General features: G+C 35.3%; 16 protein-coding genes. 5 read left to right on the top strand and 11 right to left on the bottom strand.

The features are described 5' to 3' along the window. Positions 1–365: 365 nt before the first annotated feature. Positions 366–1,547 (top strand): Na+/H+ antiporter NhaC family protein, encoded by a 1,182-nt coding sequence (locus HGP29_RS00805; protein WP_348646718.1) that lies wholly within the window; start codon positions 366–368, stop codon positions 1,545–1,547. 47 nt (positions 1,548–1,594) lie between these two features. Here HGP29_RS00805 and HGP29_RS00800 read toward each other — a convergent pair whose 3' ends face one another. Continuing rightward, positions 1,595–3,157, bottom strand: coding sequence for a tetratricopeptide repeat protein (locus HGP29_RS00800; RefSeq protein ID WP_168880403.1), 1,563 nt, complete (start codon positions 3,155–3,157; stop codon positions 1,595–1,597). A gap of 301 nt (positions 3,158–3,458) precedes the next feature. On the opposite strand from HGP29_RS00800, the gene HGP29_RS00795 reads away from it, so the two are divergent. From HGP29_RS00795 to HGP29_RS00780, 4 genes are read left to right on the top strand one after another with little or no spacing between them, the layout of a single operon-like run. After that, entirely contained in the window at positions 3,459–6,629 is a 3,171-nt protein-coding gene (locus HGP29_RS00795) for a DUF1553 domain-containing protein (RefSeq protein ID WP_235958243.1), read from the top strand. Positions 6,630–6,634: 5 nt separating this feature from the next. Then, positions 6,635–8,110: a DUF1501 domain-containing protein gene (locus HGP29_RS00790; RefSeq protein WP_168880401.1), complete on the top strand. Its 1,476-nt coding sequence runs from the start codon at positions 6,635–6,637 to the stop codon at positions 8,108–8,110. Between the two features lie 2 nt (positions 8,111–8,112). Further along, positions 8,113–9,216 (top strand): NHL repeat-containing protein, encoded by a 1,104-nt coding sequence (locus HGP29_RS00785; RefSeq protein ID WP_211093166.1) that lies wholly within the window; start codon positions 8,113–8,115, stop codon positions 9,214–9,216. 9 nt (positions 9,217–9,225) lie between these two features. Continuing rightward, positions 9,226–10,485, top strand: a complete 1,260-nt coding sequence (locus HGP29_RS00780) for a c-type cytochrome domain-containing protein (protein ID WP_168880400.1) — start codon at positions 9,226–9,228, stop codon at positions 10,483–10,485. Here HGP29_RS00780 and HGP29_RS00775 read toward each other — a convergent pair. The 10 genes from HGP29_RS00775 to HGP29_RS00730 form a co-directional block, all read right to left on the bottom strand. Then, complete coding sequence (locus HGP29_RS00775) at positions 10,480–10,872, bottom strand: hypothetical protein (protein WP_168880399.1); 393 nt, start codon at positions 10,870–10,872, stop codon at positions 10,480–10,482. The genes HGP29_RS00780 and HGP29_RS00775 overlap by 6 nt on opposite strands. Positions 10,873–11,065: 193 nt before the next feature. Continuing rightward, positions 11,066–11,959 carry an ATP synthase F1 subunit gamma gene (atpG, locus tag HGP29_RS00770; RefSeq protein WP_168880398.1) on the bottom strand — a complete coding sequence of 298 codons (894 nt, stop codon included), beginning with the start codon at positions 11,957–11,959 and terminating at the stop codon, positions 11,066–11,068. 73 nt (positions 11,960–12,032) lie between these two features. Further along, positions 12,033–13,613: a F0F1 ATP synthase subunit alpha gene (gene atpA / locus HGP29_RS00765; RefSeq protein WP_168880397.1), complete on the bottom strand. Its 1,581-nt coding sequence runs from the start codon at positions 13,611–13,613 to the stop codon at positions 12,033–12,035. Between the two features lie 76 nt (positions 13,614–13,689). Next, positions 13,690–14,226: an ATP synthase F1 subunit delta gene (gene atpH, locus HGP29_RS00760; RefSeq protein ID WP_168880396.1), complete on the bottom strand. Its 537-nt coding sequence runs from the start codon at positions 14,224–14,226 to the stop codon at positions 13,690–13,692. Positions 14,227–14,277: 51 nt separating this feature from the next. Further along, positions 14,278–14,769 carry a F0F1 ATP synthase subunit B gene (gene atpF, locus HGP29_RS00755; RefSeq protein WP_168880395.1) on the bottom strand — a complete coding sequence of 164 codons (492 nt, stop codon included), beginning with the start codon at positions 14,767–14,769 and terminating at the stop codon, positions 14,278–14,280. Between the two features lie 116 nt (positions 14,770–14,885). After that, positions 14,886–15,137 (bottom strand): ATP synthase F0 subunit C, encoded by a 252-nt coding sequence (gene atpE / locus HGP29_RS00750; RefSeq protein ID WP_168880394.1) that lies wholly within the window; start codon positions 15,135–15,137, stop codon positions 14,886–14,888. Positions 15,138–15,271: 134 nt separating this feature from the next. Then, positions 15,272–16,330 (bottom strand): F0F1 ATP synthase subunit A, encoded by a 1,059-nt coding sequence (gene atpB / locus HGP29_RS00745; protein ID WP_168880393.1) that lies wholly within the window; start codon positions 16,328–16,330, stop codon positions 15,272–15,274. Positions 16,331–16,821: 491 nt separating this feature from the next. Further along, positions 16,822–17,109: an AtpZ/AtpI family protein gene (locus HGP29_RS29105; protein WP_394354068.1), complete on the bottom strand. Its 288-nt coding sequence runs from the start codon at positions 17,107–17,109 to the stop codon at positions 16,822–16,824. After that, entirely contained in the window at positions 17,093–17,557 is a 465-nt protein-coding gene (locus HGP29_RS00735) for a bactofilin family protein (RefSeq protein WP_168880391.1), read from the bottom strand. Before HGP29_RS00735 ends, HGP29_RS29105 begins: the two co-directional genes overlap by 17 nt. Positions 17,558–17,618: 61 nt before the next feature. Next, positions 17,619–18,491 carry a M23 family metallopeptidase gene (locus HGP29_RS00730; RefSeq protein WP_168880390.1) on the bottom strand — a complete coding sequence of 291 codons (873 nt, stop codon included), beginning with the start codon at positions 18,489–18,491 and terminating at the stop codon, positions 17,619–17,621. Between the last annotated feature and the right edge of the window lie 158 nt (positions 18,492–18,649).

Here is an 18,649-nt window from a genome sequence, read left to right as displayed (position 1 = left end):
CTTAAGTTATTCTATTATTGATCCTAGCTATTGTACTTACTTGAAGTAGAATTGAAGTAGACAAATCGAAAATCAATTATAAAAGAAGTGTAATACAACTTTACTTAATTCATAATTAGGCAGTTATTATCCTTTCTTGCATTAGATTATTTAACAACAAAAACTTAATCGCTTGATCAACATTTAGTAGTTTCGCAATTCGGGCCTATTTGTGTGTGCGTCCGACTATGTATTCTAATGAGAAAAATAAGATAAATTTGGAACAAACAATTACAAAAAAGGGGAATCCCCTCGCATTACTTCCATTGCTAACATTTTTAGTGAGTTATTTGGCAGTGTCAATAATCACTAACGACTTCTACAAAATGCCAGCTACAGTATCTTTCTTACTTGCCTCAGTTGTAGCGTTGGCAATGAATCCAAAAGTTACTTTAAGAGAAAAAATTGCCACTTATACTCAAGGTATGGGACACTCAGACATTATGTTGATGTGTATCATTTTCTTGTTAGCGGGAGCCTTTGGTAGTGTCAGTAAAACAATGGGAGCTATTGACTCTACTGTCAACTTAGCATTAACCTATTTACCAAGTAATTTATTGATTACGGGTCTCTTTATTATTTCGTGTTTTATTTCAATTTCAGTGGGTACTTCAGTGGGTACTATTGTAGCAATTGCCCCAATTGCTGTGGGTATTGCCGAGAAAACTGGCATGCCTGTGGGTATCGGTCTAGGTGCTGTAATTGGAGGTGCAATGTTTGGTGATAACCTTTCTATGATTTCAGATACCACTATTGCTGCTGCTAGAACACAGGGTGTAGAGATGAAAGATAAGTTTAAAGCGAATATTAAGATTGCTGTACCTGCGGCTATAATAACCATATTAATTTACTTGATCACTACGAGTAATATTCACCTTAACTTAGAAGAAAGTTATGAGTACTCTTTTATGAAAGTAGTTCCTTACTTAGTTGTTCTAGTTGGTGCACTTGCTGGTATTAATGTTCTTATAGTTTTGTTACTAGGAACTGTATTATCTGGTATCATTGGAATTTCTATGGATAGCTTTGATATATGGGGTGTCATTGCAGCCACCTCTCAGGGCTTTATGGGGATGTCTGAAATCATCATTCTTTGTTTAATGATCGGTGGTGTTGTAGCTATCACTCATAAAAATGGAGGTATTGATTATATCATCTATGCGATTACATCTAGAATTAATAGTACCAAAGGTGGTGAGCTAGGTATTGCCTTCTTAATTGTATTTATTGATATGTGTACAGCAAACAATACCATTGCGATAATCATTGGAGGTCCAATAGCTAAAGAGATCAGTACCAAATACAATATTGAACCTAAAAGGGCTGCAAGTATATTAGACACTTTCTCTTGCTTCACACAAGGAATTATTCCTTATGGAGCTCAGATATTGGTTGCTGTAAGTGTAGCCGAAGTGATTACTCCTTTAGGTGTAATACAATACCTTTACTATCCATTTATTTTAGGTATTTGTGCACTAGCATATATTTTCCTGATGAAAAGGAAATAAAAATATTCAAATTCAAGGCTTTCCATCACCCAAATGGAAAGCCTTTTTTATATCGAATTAATAAAATTCGTCAGGTCTATTCCTTTCTGTATACCCAACTTTTTCCTCAATCTATACCTCGATGTAGTGGCACTCTCCGGAGATATACCCAACAGCTTAGCCATTTCTTTTGCTGAAAAGTTCAGCTTTACTAAGGCGCAAACTTTTAAATCATAATTACTAAGCTGAGGAAACTTTGTTTTTAGATTCTTAAAGAACTCTTTATTGGCATTTGTAAAACGATGTTCAAAGTCGAGCCAACTCATATCTTGGTTCACTTTTATCGTATTTATGACAGATTTTAGTTCTTTGGAATTATGTTGCTTCTGTAAAACTTTCAACTTTTCTTTTACAGATGCGAGTACCTCATCTTTTGCAATACTCTGAAGTGTTGACTGAGTGAGTTCTTGGTTTCTAATGGTAAGAATCTTATTCTGTTGTTCTTTTTCCAGCTCTTGTCGTTCATGCATCGCAGCTCTCTCCAGTTTATGGTTCTTTTTTAGACTCTTTATACGAGAAGCAATTATTACAATAATGAACAAAGTGAAAAGAATCAGTAAAGAAATATATAACCAGAGAATCTGCTTATCCTGCTTTATTCTTTGTATTTCTTGAAGAGCTATTACATGTTGTTGTTCCTGCTCTCTCTTTTTATAAGTATCATTTATCTCTAATAAGAACTGATTTGTTAGGCTTTTACTGCTATACAAATATTCCTCTAATCTTGATGCCGCATCCAAATGAATATATGCTTTCTTATGTTCTCCTATTGTGAGATATACATCAGAAAGTGATCGATAAGTATCTGGAACAAAATTGATATGAGACTTTGTTTCAAAAGCATATTTTATTGATTTATGATACATTGATATCGCTAAATCATACTCTTTTAACTTATAAAACAACTCTCCATATAGTGAGTAAAAAACAACCTTATAGGGTTCATTTATTCCTTTATCCAATGCTTTATGAAGTGCCATAAACTTTTTGTACGCCATATCTAATTGATGTTCCAACATCAAGTGGTATGCCGCTTCCGCTTCTGCATAAAATCCATCGTAATTCTGCCTTTTTTGAATATGAACACAACTATCTAAATAGATTTTAGCTCTAGTGAGGTTTTCTTCATATCGATAATGAACTGCTATGGTAAAATAATTCGCTCTCAATCTTCCTTGAGCTAAAGCATCGTCTAATCTCCTGTTAATTGATAATGACTTCTTATAATATTTTAGTGCCTGCTGATTCCTATTGTACAAACTGTATAGAATCCCCATACCATTATACACCGATGCTCTTAAAATCTCATTATCGTTTTGGTCCAATAAAGCAAGTGCTGACCAATACGTCGTATACGCTTTCTGGTAATTAACTCTATTGCAATAAATATCTCCTAGCTCAATCAATATTTCAACTTTTTCATTGGAATCTCGAACCTCTGTCAAACGTTTTTCAAAAGCTATCACTCGATCGTCATTATATACCTTTTTTAAAACACTTGGTGTTATCAATATATCGTCTGAAAAAAAGTTATTCTGTGCAATGAGTAATTGAGAGCTAAGACTAATCATTAAGCAGAATATCAAAAATACCGTCCGTCTATACGTTTTCATTAGAATTGTTCTTTTGTCTAGTCATAAACCAATGATAAGATGCTCTAAACGGATATTCTCTACAATTTTTTTCAGGTAAAATATCGCTTTGTCTATATCATGTCTATGTAAGAAATGCTTTTCCATATCATTTTCTACCCCATATTGGATTCACTCAAACTTTCAATACATAAAATTCAATCCTGTTTAAATGATGATAAAGGCTCATCTCTACTTAATACTATTGATATGTACACTTCTTTATTCATGCTCGACTAAAATGCCTGAAAAAGTAAAGAAAGCATATCAAGAAATCCCATATGAATTGGTATTTAACCAAGACATCAAACCTATTCTATCTGATAAATGTTTTGCTTGCCATGGCCCTGATAATGGAAAGATAAAAGGTGGATTACAGCTTCATTCTTTTGAGGCCGCCACAGCAGAATTAAAAGAATCAAAAGGAAAATTTGCCATTCTACCAGGCAACCCGAACAACAGTGAAATGATCAAAAGGATACTTTCTGAAGATCCTTCACAAGTCATGCCTACACCAGAATCTCACTTAAGTTTAAGTGATTATGAAAAAGCGGTACTAATAAAATGGGTTGAAGAAGGTGCAAAATATGAACCCCATTGGGCCTTCACTCCTGTATCGAAACCAGAAAAAATCCATTCTAACAACAGCAAATGGGAACGTAATTTTATTGATTATTATATCTCCAAAAAGCTTAATGAAAAAGGGTTATCTCCAAGTAAGGAAGCTAACAAGCAATTACTTTTACGACGATTATCACTAGACTTAACTGGGTTACCTCCTACAACTGAAGAAATAGAGTATTTTCTCAATGATTCATCTGAAAATGCCTATGAAAAACAAGTGGATCGGTTATTAACTTCTCCCCATTACGGTGAAAAAATGGCTACAGATTGGATGGATGTAGCGCGTTATGCAGATACTCATGGATATCAAATAGATAGATTAAGAGATATGAGCCCTTGGAGAGATTGGGTAATCAAAGCTTTTAATTCTAATAAACCTTATGATGAATTTATAACAGAACAGCTCGCTGGGGATCTATTAAAAAAAGCAACTAAAGAGCAAATATTAGCAACAGGCTTCAATCGTTTACATCCTCAAAATGCCGAAGGAGGAATCGTTGATGAAGAATTCAGAGTAGAATATGTAGCAGACCGCACTGCCGTTTTAGGTCAAGGAATTATGGGGATGACCATAGCTTGTGCAAGATGTCATGATCATAAGTATGATCCTATCTCACAGAAAAACTATTATGAGCTGTTTAGCTTTTTCAATAACATCAATGAAACGGGACAAATTTCTTGGGATGCAGGCGATATGCCTGTTCCTACACTGCTTCTTCCTAATGAAGAACAAGAGGAGGTTATCAGTTTTCTAAAAAGTGTTTGTGACTCATCGCTATTAGAAAAGCAAACCATCACAAAAGCAGAAATTAAACCTGCTTCACAGTGGATCAAGGATGAAAAGTATCAAGGAATAAGTCAAGGTTCTATCAATCATCAAAAAGTAGCTGAATTTCAATTAAACAATAGTTTAATTAATACACTCAATGGTAAAGTGGGAAAAATGGATCGACAATTTTCTAAAAAGGAGATCCCCAATTTCACCAATGGAAAATATAATAAAGGTTTACTCTTGGATGGTGATGCTTGGATTGATCTAGCCCCAATTGGCATTTATGACAGACACGATCCATTTAGCATTAGTTTATGGATAAAGATTCCTCAAAACTTTAAAGAAGGGGTATTATTCCATAAAAATAAGGCAGTCATGTTACATAGTATGAAAGGGTATACTTTATATGTAAAGGATGAAAAACTACAAGTAATTATGGCTCATACTTACCCTGAAAATGCCATAATTAAAACTTCTAAAAACAAGGTTCCAAAAGATGAGTGGATACATATTACACTAACCAACGACGGTACAAGTAAAGCTAAAGGCGTACAGCTATATGTCAATGGACTACAACAAGTGATGGATGTAGAACAAGACAACCTCTTCAAAAGTATTATTTTCAATAACTATGAAGATATTATCTATTCGTCTCCTATTGAACCCGGATTACAAATTGGTGCCCGCTGGAGAGGTTTAGGAGCCAAAGGATGTAGCGTAGATCAGATTGAAGTATTCTCAAGAAATATCACCCAATTGGAAATTCTACAGTTATCTGATCTCAAGAAATGGAAACAGTTAATCCGTAAAAAACCATCCCTACTTTCAAAAGAAGAAAGGAAAGTCTTGCAACAGTATTATCTCCAAAGGAAATCAAGAAAATTAAATCAAGTCAATAAAAAGTTTTTAGCAAAGCAAAAGCAACTCAACCAAACTACAGATACACTTCCTGAAGTTATGGTTATGAAAGAAATGGATGAACCAAGGCAAGCATATATTTTAGAAAGAGGTGTGTATGATAATTATGGTGAGAAAGTATACCCCAATACCCCATTAAGTATTCTTGAATTTCCAGATGAATATCCGAGAAATAGACTTGGATTAGCACAATGGTTAACTCACCCCAAACACCCATTGACAGCTCGAGTTGCTGTGAATAGATATTGGCAAAATTTCTTTGGAAAAGGTATTGTTGAAACCACAGAAGATTTTGGCAACCAAGGTAAACTACCTACTCACCCTAAGCTATTAGATCATTTGGCTTATTCATTTATGCAAGATAACTGGGATGTAAAGTCCCTACATAAAGCTATGGTTATGTCATCCACCTATCGTCAAAGTAGTATAGGTAATCAGATGCTAAAGGAGAAAGACCCTAATAATGATTGGTTAGCAAGGGGACCTCAATTTAGACTAACTAGTGAAATGATGAGAGACAATGCGCTTACTGCTAGTGGATTAATAAATACAAAAATTGGAGGCAAGAGTGTATTTCCTTACCAACCTGATGGATTATGGTCTATGAATGCCAATAAGTATGAGCAAAGTACTGGAAATGACTTATACAGACGTAGCTTATATACTGTATGGAAACGAACGGTACCCAACCCTACACAATCTACATTTGACCAACCTGATCGTAGTGAATGCACAGTGCGACGACAGAAAACTAATACTCCACTACAAGCATTGGTTCTATTAAACGATCCTACTTTTATTGAAATATCTCGAAAACTTGGTGAGGAAATTTCAAATCAAATCACATTAGACGATGGTATTTCAAAAGTGTATTTAAAACTAACAGGTAAGAACATTTCCTCTACTGAATTAACACTGTTAAAAGAAGTCCATCAAAAAGAAAAATTGAGATTCTCTAACAGTCCTGATAAAATGAAAGGTTGGCTATCCTCAGGTCAATATCAAATTTCAAAAGATGCTGAAGCTCCAACTGTTATCGCAAATGCAATTATAGCGAGCATCATTCTTAATTCAGACGCTACTATTACTAGAAGATAAATATTATGTGTAATCACAAAAAAGTAAGATCTACTAATAAAGACCTTCAATCTGTTGAGAAGAAAATGGATCGAAGACACTTTTTAAAGAAAACATCATTGGGAATAGGTGCTTTTGCACTGGGGTCCTTATTAGGGTCAGATAAAACGTTTGCTTCCAGCGATCCAGTAAAAAGTATCACAGACTCTCTTCCTCATTTCTTGCCGAAAGCAAAAAGAGTGGTTTATCTTTTTCAAAGTGGTGGACCATCACAATTTGAAACTTTTGACTACAAACCAAAATTAGTTGACCTTTTCGGAAAAGAACTGCCTTCCTCTGTTAGAAATGGACAGCGGTTAACAGCAATGAGTGCTCAGCAGTCTTCATTGCCAATTGCTCCTTCAAAATTTAAATTCAAACAGTATGGAAAAAATGACACTTGGGTAAGTGAGTTGCTTCCTCATACTGCAGAGGTTGTCGATGACCTTTGTATCATTAAATCGATGTATACTGAACAGATTAATCATGATCCTGCAATCACATTTTTTCAGACAGGTCATCAACTACCAGGGCGACCTTCTATTGGGTCTTGGTTGAGTTATGGTTTAGGGTCAGATAATCAAAACTTACCTTCGTTTATTGTGCTTACTTCAGGGAATGCAGGGCAACCTTTGTATTCAAGACTATGGGGTAACGGCTTTTTGCCTACACAACATCAAGGAGTTCAATTCAGAACGGGTAAGGACCCTGTATTATTTCTTAATAACCCCGAAAACTATGACCACCACGATAGATCTGATATGCTTGGCTATTTGAAAGAGTTAAACCAAATACAAAACTCTACTTATGGTGACCAAGAAATTGATGCTCGAATTGCCCAGTATGAAATGGCATTTAGAATGCAAACTTCGGTACCTGAAGTAACAGATATGTCTGATGAACCTGAAGAAGTTTTTGACCTCTATGGAAAAGATAGTAGAACACCAGGCACCTATGCAGCCAATTGCCTAATGGCTAGAAGACTACTAGAGAAAGATGTCAAATTTATTCAACTCTACCATAGAGGTTGGGACCAACATATCGGGTTACCCAATGGAATAAAGAAACAATGTCTAGATACCGACCAAGCAACTGCAGGCTTCTTAAAGGATCTCAAAAGAAGAGGCTTACTAGAAGATACTTTAGTCATTTGGGGAGGTGAGTTTGGAAGAACGGTTTACTCTCAAGGGAAATTGACTCAAAATGATTATGGAAGAGACCATCATCCAAAATGTTTCAGTATGTGGATGGCCGGTGCAGGAGTAAAGGCTGGAATGTCTTATGGTGAAACGGATGATTTTAGTTACAACATCACAAAAAATCCTGTTCATGTACATGACTTCCATGCTACGTTAATGCATATACTTGGAATTGATCATGAAAAACTAACTTTTAAACATCAAGGCAGAAGATTTAGACTGACTGATGTTCATGGAAATGTTGTTAAAGATATACTCTCATAATTATGGATTCTAGAAGATCATTTATAAAAAAAACTTCCTTGTTATTAAGTGGAGTGATATCTACTCCATCACTTGCATTTCAACCTTCTTTCAAAAAAGATGAGATCATTGGGCATGGTGACTATCAATATAAAATACACCGAGATTGGGCTAAAATAAGTAGTGTTCGTAATCCTATTCTTAATTGTCATGAAATGGTTATGGATTCTAAAGGGAGGTTAATCATGATTGGTGATCATACCGATAACAATATTCTAATTTTCGATAAATCCGGAAAGTTACTTGACTTTTGGGGAACCGCTTACCCTGGAGGACATGGTTTAACATTATCCGAAGAGGGAGGTGAAGATTTCTTATATATCACTGATTCTGGTTGGTATTTAGATAAAAAGGGACAATGGATAAAACATAACGGTAGAGTCTCAAAAACCACTATGGATGGTCAAGTAATTTTTGATATCGGACATCCTCAAACCATTGGTATCTACAAACCTGGTGAACATTTCTGTCCTACAGAAGTAGCAATAGGCCCTAATGGTGACATTTATGTAGCCGATGGCTATGGTAAAGATTTAATTATTCAATATAACCAGTATGGTCAATATAAAAGGCATTGGGGCGGTCATGATAATAAAAATAACAATTACAATTTATTCAATGCACATGGTGTAAGTATTGATTATCGAGATCCCAATCAGACTCTAGTGGTATGCTCTTCCAGAAATGAAAGTACTTTCAAGTTCTATACTTTAGAAGGAGAGTTTGTAAAAAAAATTAAGCTCCCAAATATGTATATGTGCCGAGCTGTTTTTGATGATAATAACTTGTATGCCGGAGTATGTTGGTCTTCTCCAACAAATGAAGACGGATATGACTGGACAAAACATACAGGATTCGTCACCATCTTAGAAAATGATAAAGTCGTTTCAAATCCTGGTGGAACAGCACCAAAATATGACGATAATGGTGAATTACTACCTTCATATCAGCTAGCTCATCAACCTATATTACATGGTCATGATGTCTGTATAGATGAAGATAAAAATTTATATATCTGCCAATGGAATGCAGGTAATACTCCACCACTCAAACTAGAACGTATCTAATATCACATTATGGACTTTTCAAACTTTCATTTATTTATTGGTAGGTTCCATCCTTTATTTGTTCACTTGCCAATTGGCTTTATCTTCTTTGGAATTATACTTGAAATTGTAGGTAAACTAAAAATTTTTCAACCGGATCATAAAAGTATTGAGCTATCCTATATTGTCGGAGCAGCTAGTGCAATAATAAGTTGTCTACTTGGATATCTACTCGCTTACGATAACAATGATTATAACTATGAAGCAATCAGTTTTCATCAATGGTTCGGCATCATTACTACGGTATTGATTATTGGTATGTTCTTCCTTAAAAAGTATAATATTCAAAAGATGTACGACTTTTCACTCCTTGTTATAGTTTTTACTATAAGTATCACAGGTCATTATGGAGGCAATCTCACACATGGAAGTACTTATTTAACACAGTATGCTCCACTTAAATTAAACGATACTGAAATAGTAATTTCACCTCCAAATAGTGCTAATGAAGTGATAATGTATGAGCATATCATTCAACCAATTCTTCAACAAAAATGCATTAGTTGTCATAATACAGAGAAGAAAAAAGGAGAATTATCACTTAGTAATAAAGCAGATATTCTAAAGGGAGGAAAAACAAAAAACTTAATTGTACAAGGTGAAAGTAATCATAGTGAAATAATTCAACGAATATTGCTGCCACATGGTGATGAAAATATTATGCCCCCCGAAGGTAAAACACCTCTAACAGACAAAGAGATAGAGTTACTGATCGGTTGGATTGATATAGGACATGGAAGTTTTGACACACTAATTACTGATATACCTCTCACTGAAGAATTGATGACATATTGTAACACTAAATTAGGTTTTATATCTAACCATAATTCAATAGCACTTACCGATTATGATACATCAATTGTTCAAGATCTTAGAAATAAAGGTTTTCAAATTAGAGAAATTGATAAAAATGCATTTGATGTGTCGTACCCTAAACTGTCTAACATAGATCTTATTTCAGCATTACTTCCTATAAAAGACAATATTATTTGGTTGGATTTGAAGGCCCAAAACATTCAAAGACCTGATGAATTGCAACAATTCTCAGAATTACGAAAACTGAATTTAAGTAAAAACCCCATCGGAGATGATGGGGTGAATATCTTTAAAATGATGAAAAAACTTGAAACCATAAACCTCCATTCTACTCTAATAAGTAGTCATGGAATAAAAGAGTTGAAGGATAATAGTTCGATAAAAACTATTTATTCATGGAATACAAAGCTATAATTTTACCGCCATACTCAATGTTTTACCTTCCAAGATATCTACTTCTTGAACATAGGTACGAATACTAGATGTTTGTAGCGTATCGTCCAATACATCTAATTGTACTCTATATTGTCCTTCTTGAAGACCTTCAATTATCTCTGATCCTTCACCATTGAAGGTATAAACTTTACCATTAAAAGTAAGGATCACCTTATTGTAATTCAATGATTGGTCCTTAAACTCCCAATCTAAAGACAAGGAACCATTCTTATTAGCGTCTGTGGAATATTCGATGATTGTACTTGATGGGTAAATCGAATTTTGAGATAAGATTTGATAGCTATAAAAGATGGATACGATAATTAGTACAGATATAATAATACCTGATGGATGTAAGTTTCGCATAGTTAAGCACTGAATGCTGTTAATTTAATAAAAGGTTAAAATAGGTGTATGGGTAAAAAACCTATTACAAAAATTGACGCGAATATCAATCCAAAAAAAGTGATGTAATTACACAAATCGTTAATATATATAAACAAAAAAATCCTAGACCTTTGTAGGGCCTAGGATTTTTTATGCTTTTCAGCATTTATCTTTAGTTTGAAGCTAGTGCTTCTGCACCACCTACAATCTCTAGAATTTCATTGGTAATTGCCGCTTGACGAGATCTGTTGTAATCCAACTTAAGATCTTTCAATAGTTCACCAGCGTTTTCAGTCGCCTTGTCCATTGCTGTCATACGAGCACCATGTTCTGCCGCATTCGAATCAAGCAAATGCGCATAGAAGTTTACTTTCAACGTCTTAGGAATCAATTCAGAAAGAATTTTTTCTTTCTCAGGTTCAAAGATGTAATCAGCTTCTTGAGTTGATTCTTCTTTATCTGTTGATTGCTCTAATGTGAAAGGTAAAAATTGTTTAGTTCTAACGATCTGTGTTGCCACATTTTTGAATTCGTTATAAACCATCACAACTTTATCAAACTTTCCTGAAACATAGCCATCCATAGCATATTCAGCTGCTTTTCTAGCACCATCAAAATCAAGATTATGAAATAAATCTACAAACTCTGCGTTTAATTCATAATTTCTTCTTTTGAAGTAGTCAGCTCCTTTAGAACCAACTGCCAATACCTCAACTCTACCCGCGTTAAATTGTGAAGAAAACTCTTCATTAATTAAACGAGAAGATTCTTTTTGAATGTTTGAGTTAAAAGCACCTGCTAAACCACGATCGGAAGTAACTACAATAACAAGAACGCTATTCACTTCTTCACGAGCCTCAACGAATGGGCTAGAGAAATCCGTACCAAGTGCCGAAGTAACGTTTTCAAGGATGGACGCAAGCTTATCAGCATATGGACGCATACCTGTTACACGGTCTTGTGCTCTACGCATTTTTGCCGCTGAAACCATTTTCATGGCTTTAGTGATTTGTTGCGTTGAGTCTACAGAGGTGATCCTCTCTTTTACTTCTTTAAGACTAGCCATTTTCTGTTTGAGTAATAAAGTGAATTAGCAATAGTAATATTTAAACATTACCATTGCTAATTGCATATTATAATTAAGCCTTGTGGTTTTGAGCTACCTCTTCACCTACTTTCTTAAACACTGCGATATGATCATCTCCCCACTTACCAGCGGCTACTTGATCCATCACGTCTTTGTGTTTAGTTTCAAGAACTTCTAAGAATTCGTTTTCGAAAGCTTTCACTTTAGATTCTGCAACAGGGTCGGTAATACCGTTTGAACCTGCCCAGATAATAGCGATTTGCTTTTCTACAGTATATGGAGTGTACTGAGCTTGTTTCAAGATTTCAGTGTTCTTACGACCACGATCAATTGTAAGCTTAGTAGCAGCATCCAAGTCAGAACCAAATTTAGCGAAGGCTTCTAGTTCACGGAACTGAGCAAGGTCAGTTTTCAATTTACCAGATACCTTTTTCATACCTTTGATCTGAGCGTTACCACCTACACGAGATACAGAGATACCTACGTTCATCGCTGGACGAATACCTGCGTTGAATAAGTTAGTCTCTAAGAATACCTGACCATCAGTAATCGAAATTACGTTTGTAGGGATATATGCAGAAACGTCACCTGACTGAGTTTCGATAATTGGTAATGCAGTTAAAGAACCGCCACCTTTTACCATATGTTTGATTGACTCAGGAAGGTCGTTCATATTTTTAGCGATATCATCTGATGTGTTAATTCTAGATGCACGCTCTAATAAACGAGAGTGAAGGTAGAATACATCACCAGGGTATGCCTCACGTCCTGGAGGACGACGAAGAAGTAGTGATACCTCACGGTATGCTACTGCTTGCTTTGAAAGGTCATCATAAACTGCTAATGCAGGACGTCCAGTGTCACGGATGAACTCACCAATTGCTGCACCTGCGAAAGGAGCAAAGTATTGCATTGGAGCTGGATCTGATGCGTTTGCAGCAACAATTGTAGTATAAGCCATAGCACCTGCTTTTTCTAAAGCAGAAACGATAGTTGCTACCGTAGAAGCTTTTTGACCTACTGCTACATAAATACAGTATACAGGTTCGCCTTTATCGTAAAACTCTTTTTGGTTGATGATTGTGTCAATCGCTACCGCAGTTTTACCTGTTTGACGGTCACCAATAATCAATTCACGCTGACCACGACCAATCGGAGTCATTGAGTCAATTGACTTGATACCTGTTTGCATAGGTTCGTCTACTGGCTGACGGAACAATACACCTGGAGCTTTACGCTCGATAGGCATTTCGTATAAATCGCCTTCGATATCACCTTTACCATCGATAGGATTACCTAATGCGTCAACAACGCGACCAAACATACCCATACCTACCTTGATAGATGCAATACGTCTAGTACGCTTAACTGTATCGCCCTCTTTGATATCAGTGTATTTACCCATAATTACGGCACCTACATTATCTTCTTCGAGGTTCAATACCATACCTACGACACCTGACTCGAACTCGATTAACTCGCCAGCTTCAGCATTAAGCAAGCCGTAAATACGAGCTACACCATCACCTACTTCTAAAACGGTTCCTACTTCTTCTAAATCAGTTGAAGATTTGAAACCTGTAAGTTGTTCTTTCAGGATCGCAGAAACTTCGTCTGGTCTTACTTGAGCCATTTTTGTATCTGGATTTGAATTTTGACTATTCTTTACTAAAAAAAGTATCCTTATATAAGAGGATACTTATAATGTTCTATTGGAAAGCGACTTTTAATTGCTGTAACTGTGATTTCACAGAACAGTCCAATTGCTTGTCACCCACCGTTAAGATGTAACCACCGATAAGAGAAGGATCAACTTTTTCTTCAAGTTCAACCGTCTTACCTGTAGATTTTGTAACCTTTGCCACTAACGCCTCTTTAGTTGTTGCGTTAAGAGGAGTTGAAGTTACTACAGTAGCTCTTTGAATATTTTTCACAACATCAAACTCAGCTTTAATCGCCTTAACGATTTCTGATAATGCTGACGTTCTGTTTTTCTCAACAACTAAAGTGATTAGTTTGTTAGTTAAATCAGAAACATTTGCTGAAAAAATACCTGTTAAGATTGCTGCTTTTTTCTCGGCTTTGATGATAGGACTATTAAGTGCGTTTTGTAATTCACGACTATCATTAATAGTAGATAAGATAAAGTCTGCATCTGCATACAACTTATCTTGACTTCCTTCCTGCAAAGCTACCGATACAAAGGCTTTAGCATATCGAGTTGCTACTCTAGATTCTGCACTCATGGTTATGATTTATATACAGCGGAATTGCTTCCGCATGTTTATCTGTTAAAATTAGATATTTGCGTCTTCAACAAGTTTAGCTACAAGCTCTTGTTGAGCGGCATCATCAGCTAATTGTTTACGGATTACTTTCTCAGCGATATCTAAAGAAAGTTCTGAAACAACACCTTTGATTTCAGCCAACGCCTCTCTTTTCTCCGCTTCGATAGAATTTCTTGCATCATCAACGATTTTCTTAGCTTCAGCCTTAGCTTGGTCTGTAGCTTCGTTAATCATTTGATCTGCTTTCTTCTTAGCTGAAGAAATAATTTCTTCTCTTTCAGCACGAGCTCTTTCTTTTTCCTTCTCGTTCTCTGCTTTCAAGTTAGCAATATCTGCTTTTGCTTGTTCTGCAGCTTTAAGAGCATTATCAATTGACTCTTCTCTATCTTTAAGGCCTTTTGAGATAACTGGAACGATTTTCATTCCAACAATCAAGAACACTACTAAGAAGAATAATGTGTTCCAAAATAAAAGACCAATACCAGGAGTTATAATATCCATCTCTGATTATTTTTTGCGTGAGCGTTCTGACGTTTCTTTGTTGGAAGATACCCATCGCCGGGCAAACCCCTAAAGCGATGGATATCCAAACAAAATGTTTCTTTGCGTCGTTAGGATTAACCTAAACCGATCAATAGACAAACTACTACTGCGAAAAGAGCAACACCTTCAATCAAGGCTGCTGCGATAATCATTGCAGTTTGAAGGTTACCAGCGATCTCTGGCTGACGAGCCATTGATTCTACTGCGTTACCACCGATTTTACCGATACCAAGACCAGCACCAAATACTGCTAAACCTGCACCGATAGCTGCACCTAATTGACCTACGCTACCACTTACTTCTAATAAAATTGAAAGTAATGACATTTGAATTTTGTTTAAATAGTTTTAAAAAAAGAAACGTATATGAAGCTTTCGCTTGCGCGAAGATCATTCATTATTTGTTATCATTTAAGCTGACTAAACATTAATTAACTTAATTTCAGCAACTTAAAGATTTCTTAGTGATGTTCTGCTACTGCTGATCCAATAAATAGAGCAGAAAGCATCGTAAAGATATAAGCTTGTAAGAAAGCTACAAAGATCTCCATGAAATATAATGGAACGATGATGAAAGAAGCAACGCCTCCAACCCATGCAGCTTCCAAGATAAATACCAATGACATAAATGATAGCAATACGATGTGACCACCAGTAATATTGGCGAACAAACGAAGCATCAAGGCAATTGGTTTTGTGAAGATACCGATAATCTCTACTGGAATCATGATTGGTAATAACCAACCTGGAACACCTGGGGTAGCAAAAATATGTCCCCAATATTCTTTATTACCGTTGATGTTTGTAATGATCAAAGTAAATATCGCCATCAACATTGTGAAAGAGATATTACCCGAAGCATTGGCTCCACCAGGTAATAAACCTAATAAGTTATTGAAAAGAATAAAGAAGAATAACGTCAATAAGTAAGGTAAGAACCTATCAGTATTGTGACCTAAGTTAGGCTTAATCACTTCGTCTCTCATGTAAACAATAAGAGGTTCGAAGAAAGACTGAATTCCTGAAGGAGCTTTACCAGCGTTGTTCTTGTATCCTTTTGAAATCGCACTAAAAATAATGATTAGTAATAAAACTGAAAGACCAGTTGAAGCTGCATTTTTAGTTAATGATAAATCATAAATATGATCTCCATCAACTGAAGAAATGTGTTCGTGGTGGTTTTCGTAACTACCAAACTTACCTTTTACAGGTTTGTGATGTAAAAATTCGCTTGAACCAAAAAATTCAAACCCTTTACCTTCTACATACAAGATTACTGGAAGATTGATACCATAATGATGCTCATGTCCATGATCATCTGTAGTCGAATAGAAAGTCCAGTAATGTTCATCCTTAACGTGGTGAAGGATTGTTTCTACAGGATTGTATTCCTTAATGTGTTCTCCATCATGAGGCTCACCATGTCCGTCACTTGCTTGTAAAGATGAAGTTTGTACTAGTGCTGTCAATAGCACTGCTAGCATTGCTAGACGTCTGTAAAAAGATAAATTACTTTTCATTATTATAAAATCACTCATTCCTGGATCTACCCTGCAATTTATGATAGAGACAAACAATCTCAAAAATTGAGTACGCAAAATAAAAAAAGAAAAAACAAAGTATAAAACTTAACTTCTCCGCCTTCTCTGCGTTTGCCTTTAGAAAGAACAAGATAAAAACAGTCAATGATAATAAAATTCTGATCAAGACTGTCGCCATGTAGAAACTATGAAAGGTTGGACCATTTCCCGTATCCGCCCCTAAGCATGTTATTTCATATGACATCACCGCAAGAACTATATTAAAAACTAATTCTAAATAGATAAAGCGGCCCAAATCTATCTCACTTTGCTCTGCTGCTATGATCATAAGTATAAATACTGACGACAAGAGCAATAATCCAAAGTAAAAGTGTGTTCGTAAATCTAGATGCATTATAAAATTTCCAATATAAAATTGGAATCGAGTGCAAACATAAGGTAATAGTCATTAAACTTCAAAGTGACATCAATCATTTTTTATAAAAATTGTCATCTTTACCTTTTTTTTTCACTACTGAGTCATTTTTTTTAGAAATTTTCCGCAACCCATTGATAAGTATGACCAATGAAGCAAACACTCCGAATAATAAAAGACCTATTGTGAAGTAAGGTTGATTAGTGTCTAAGTAACTATCCAAATATTTACCGCCGTAAGCACAAATAAGTAATGTAACTATCATTTCTGTACTTACGGATGAATATTTAAGAAATGTCGAATACTTTTCGACGTACTTATCTTTCTTATTGGGCTGCTTCATCTTTTTCTGCTTCCTTTTGCTCCACTGAGATACTCTCTGATGAAGATGCTGTAGAAGAAGCTAAAAGAGGACGCTCTTTACCCATTTGACATTGTCCATTAAAGACTGCTCCTGGATCAATAGTTAACGATTTAGTGATGATATCACCATGAACTACTGCTGAGCTTCTTAAGATTAAATTTTCAGCAACTTCAATCTTACCATGAATTTCGCCTTCAATTTCAGCATTCTGAGCAAAAACATCACCTTCGACTTGCCCATCATTACCTAAGAATAATTTTGAATGACATTGTAAATTACCAATTAATTTACCGTCCATTCTTAAGATACCATGTGTTTCTACATCACCTTTTAATGTAGTTCCTTGGCCAATAGAGTTGTTAGTTACATTACCTGACTGTTGTGGTACCACTTTTTTTGCTTCTTCTGCGTTTCCAAATAATCCCATAATAATTATTCTGTAAAAATATTTTTAATCGTTAATGAAGTACATTCAATATCAATAGATTTTATTCAAATGCGATAAAATCAACAGGGTCAACTGGTATTCCATTATACCAAAGTTCAAAATGAAGATGTTGTCCATCTGTCATTTCTCCACTATTACCAATGATTGCAATAATATCACCTGTACGAACCGTCTCCCCAACTTTTTTCAGTAGAACAGAGTTATGCTTGTAAAATGATATTACTTGACCTTTATGTTGAACTCCAATGACGTACCCTGAATCTTGAGTCCATGAGGCCATAATTACAGTTCCATCAGCAATTGCCTTTATCCCTTCATTTCTTTTTGCCAATACATCAACACCATAATGTCCTTCCTTTAGATTAAATTTCTTAGAAAGTACACCATTCGATACTGGTGGAAAAAAGAAAACATCTTCTATACCTTGATATATCGAAGTGACTGCCGCAGGTTTAATTTCTAAACCTTCAAATTCACTTCTAAATATTGAATCAACTGGGTCAATTTTCTTTAAATCAACTTCGATATCATCTACTTGGTCTGTATTAACGATATTTGCTTTGAAATCTTCTTCGTCATCTACTTCACCGTCAATGATCGCTTTAATGGATGCCATATATACATCTTTCTCATCAGAAGCAATCTTCAATGAATCCAAACTACGTTCCATTTCAATCAGCTTTCTGTCTGTCTCTCGATAAGCAACTCGAGGATCAAAAATCTTAGCCAATAATGTGGTCGCTAATACAAAACTCAAACCTCCTAAAACGGTAAAAAGCATTCCTAAGACTAATAGGATTTTTACATAGCTGAATCTATATGCAGCCCTTTCAGCAAAGGTTTCTTCATCTCTAACGACAAGAACAAATCTAGTGGTCAGCCACTCTGATAAGGTCTTTCCTTGTTTTTTCATTGATTATATTTCTTCTTGTTTAAGAAGTTTACAAATGGTAAAATTACAATAAATGAGGACTTTATTTGCATTTTGTCTATAACTATTGAATTATTATAACTTTTTCGATAATAAAAAATGTAAATTAGCCATTGACTGAGGTCAATGAAAAAATTTAA

This window comes from Flammeovirga agarivorans (genome assembly GCF_012641475.1).
In the GTDB taxonomy this organism is placed as follows: domain Bacteria; phylum Bacteroidota; class Bacteroidia; order Cytophagales; family Flammeovirgaceae; genus Flammeovirga; species Flammeovirga agarivorans.
The sequence above is the reverse complement of the archived record's forward strand: the minus strand, read 5'-3'. Positions and strand labels throughout refer to the sequence as shown.

Excerpts from the sequence above, each read along its gene's own strand:
- HGP29_RS00805 (WP_348646718.1), top strand. The coding sequence starts at position 366 with ATGCCAGCTACAGTATCTTTCTTACTTGCCTCAGTTGTAGCGTTGGCA.
- HGP29_RS00800 (WP_168880403.1), bottom strand. The coding sequence starts at position 3,157 with ATGATTAGTCTTAGCTCTCAATTACTCATTGCACAGAATAACTTTTTT.
- HGP29_RS00795 (WP_235958243.1), top strand. The coding sequence starts at position 3,459 with ATGCCTGAAAAAGTAAAGAAAGCATATCAAGAAATCCCATATGAATTG.
- HGP29_RS00790 (WP_168880401.1), top strand. The coding sequence starts at position 6,635 with ATGTGTAATCACAAAAAAGTAAGATCTACTAATAAAGACCTTCAATCT.
- HGP29_RS00785 (WP_211093166.1), top strand. The coding sequence starts at position 8,113 with ATGGATTCTAGAAGATCATTTATAAAAAAAACTTCCTTGTTATTAAGT.
- HGP29_RS00780 (WP_168880400.1), top strand. The coding sequence starts at position 9,226 with ATGGACTTTTCAAACTTTCATTTATTTATTGGTAGGTTCCATCCTTTA.
- HGP29_RS00775 (WP_168880399.1), bottom strand. The coding sequence starts at position 10,872 with ATGCGAAACTTACATCCATCAGGTATTATTATATCTGTACTAATTATC.
- atpG (WP_168880398.1), bottom strand. The coding sequence starts at position 11,959 with ATGGCTAGTCTTAAAGAAGTAAAAGAGAGGATCACCTCTGTAGACTCA.
- atpA (WP_168880397.1), bottom strand. The coding sequence starts at position 13,613 with ATGGCTCAAGTAAGACCAGACGAAGTTTCTGCGATCCTGAAAGAACAA.
- atpH (WP_168880396.1), bottom strand. The coding sequence starts at position 14,226 with ATGAGTGCAGAATCTAGAGTAGCAACTCGATATGCTAAAGCCTTTGTA.
- atpF (WP_168880395.1), bottom strand. The coding sequence starts at position 14,769 with ATGGATATTATAACTCCTGGTATTGGTCTTTTATTTTGGAACACATTA.
- atpE (WP_168880394.1), bottom strand. The coding sequence starts at position 15,137 with ATGTCATTACTTTCAATTTTATTAGAAGTAAGTGGTAGCGTAGGTCAA.
- atpB (WP_168880393.1), bottom strand. The coding sequence starts at position 16,330 with ATGAAAAGTAATTTATCTTTTTACAGACGTCTAGCAATGCTAGCAGTG.
- HGP29_RS29105 (WP_394354068.1), bottom strand. The coding sequence starts at position 17,109 with ATGAAGCAGCCCAATAAGAAAGATAAGTACGTCGAAAAGTATTCGACA.
- HGP29_RS00735 (WP_168880391.1), bottom strand. The coding sequence starts at position 17,557 with ATGGGATTATTTGGAAACGCAGAAGAAGCAAAAAAAGTGGTACCACAA.
- HGP29_RS00730 (WP_168880390.1), bottom strand. The coding sequence starts at position 18,491 with ATGAAAAAACAAGGAAAGACCTTATCAGAGTGGCTGACCACTAGATTT.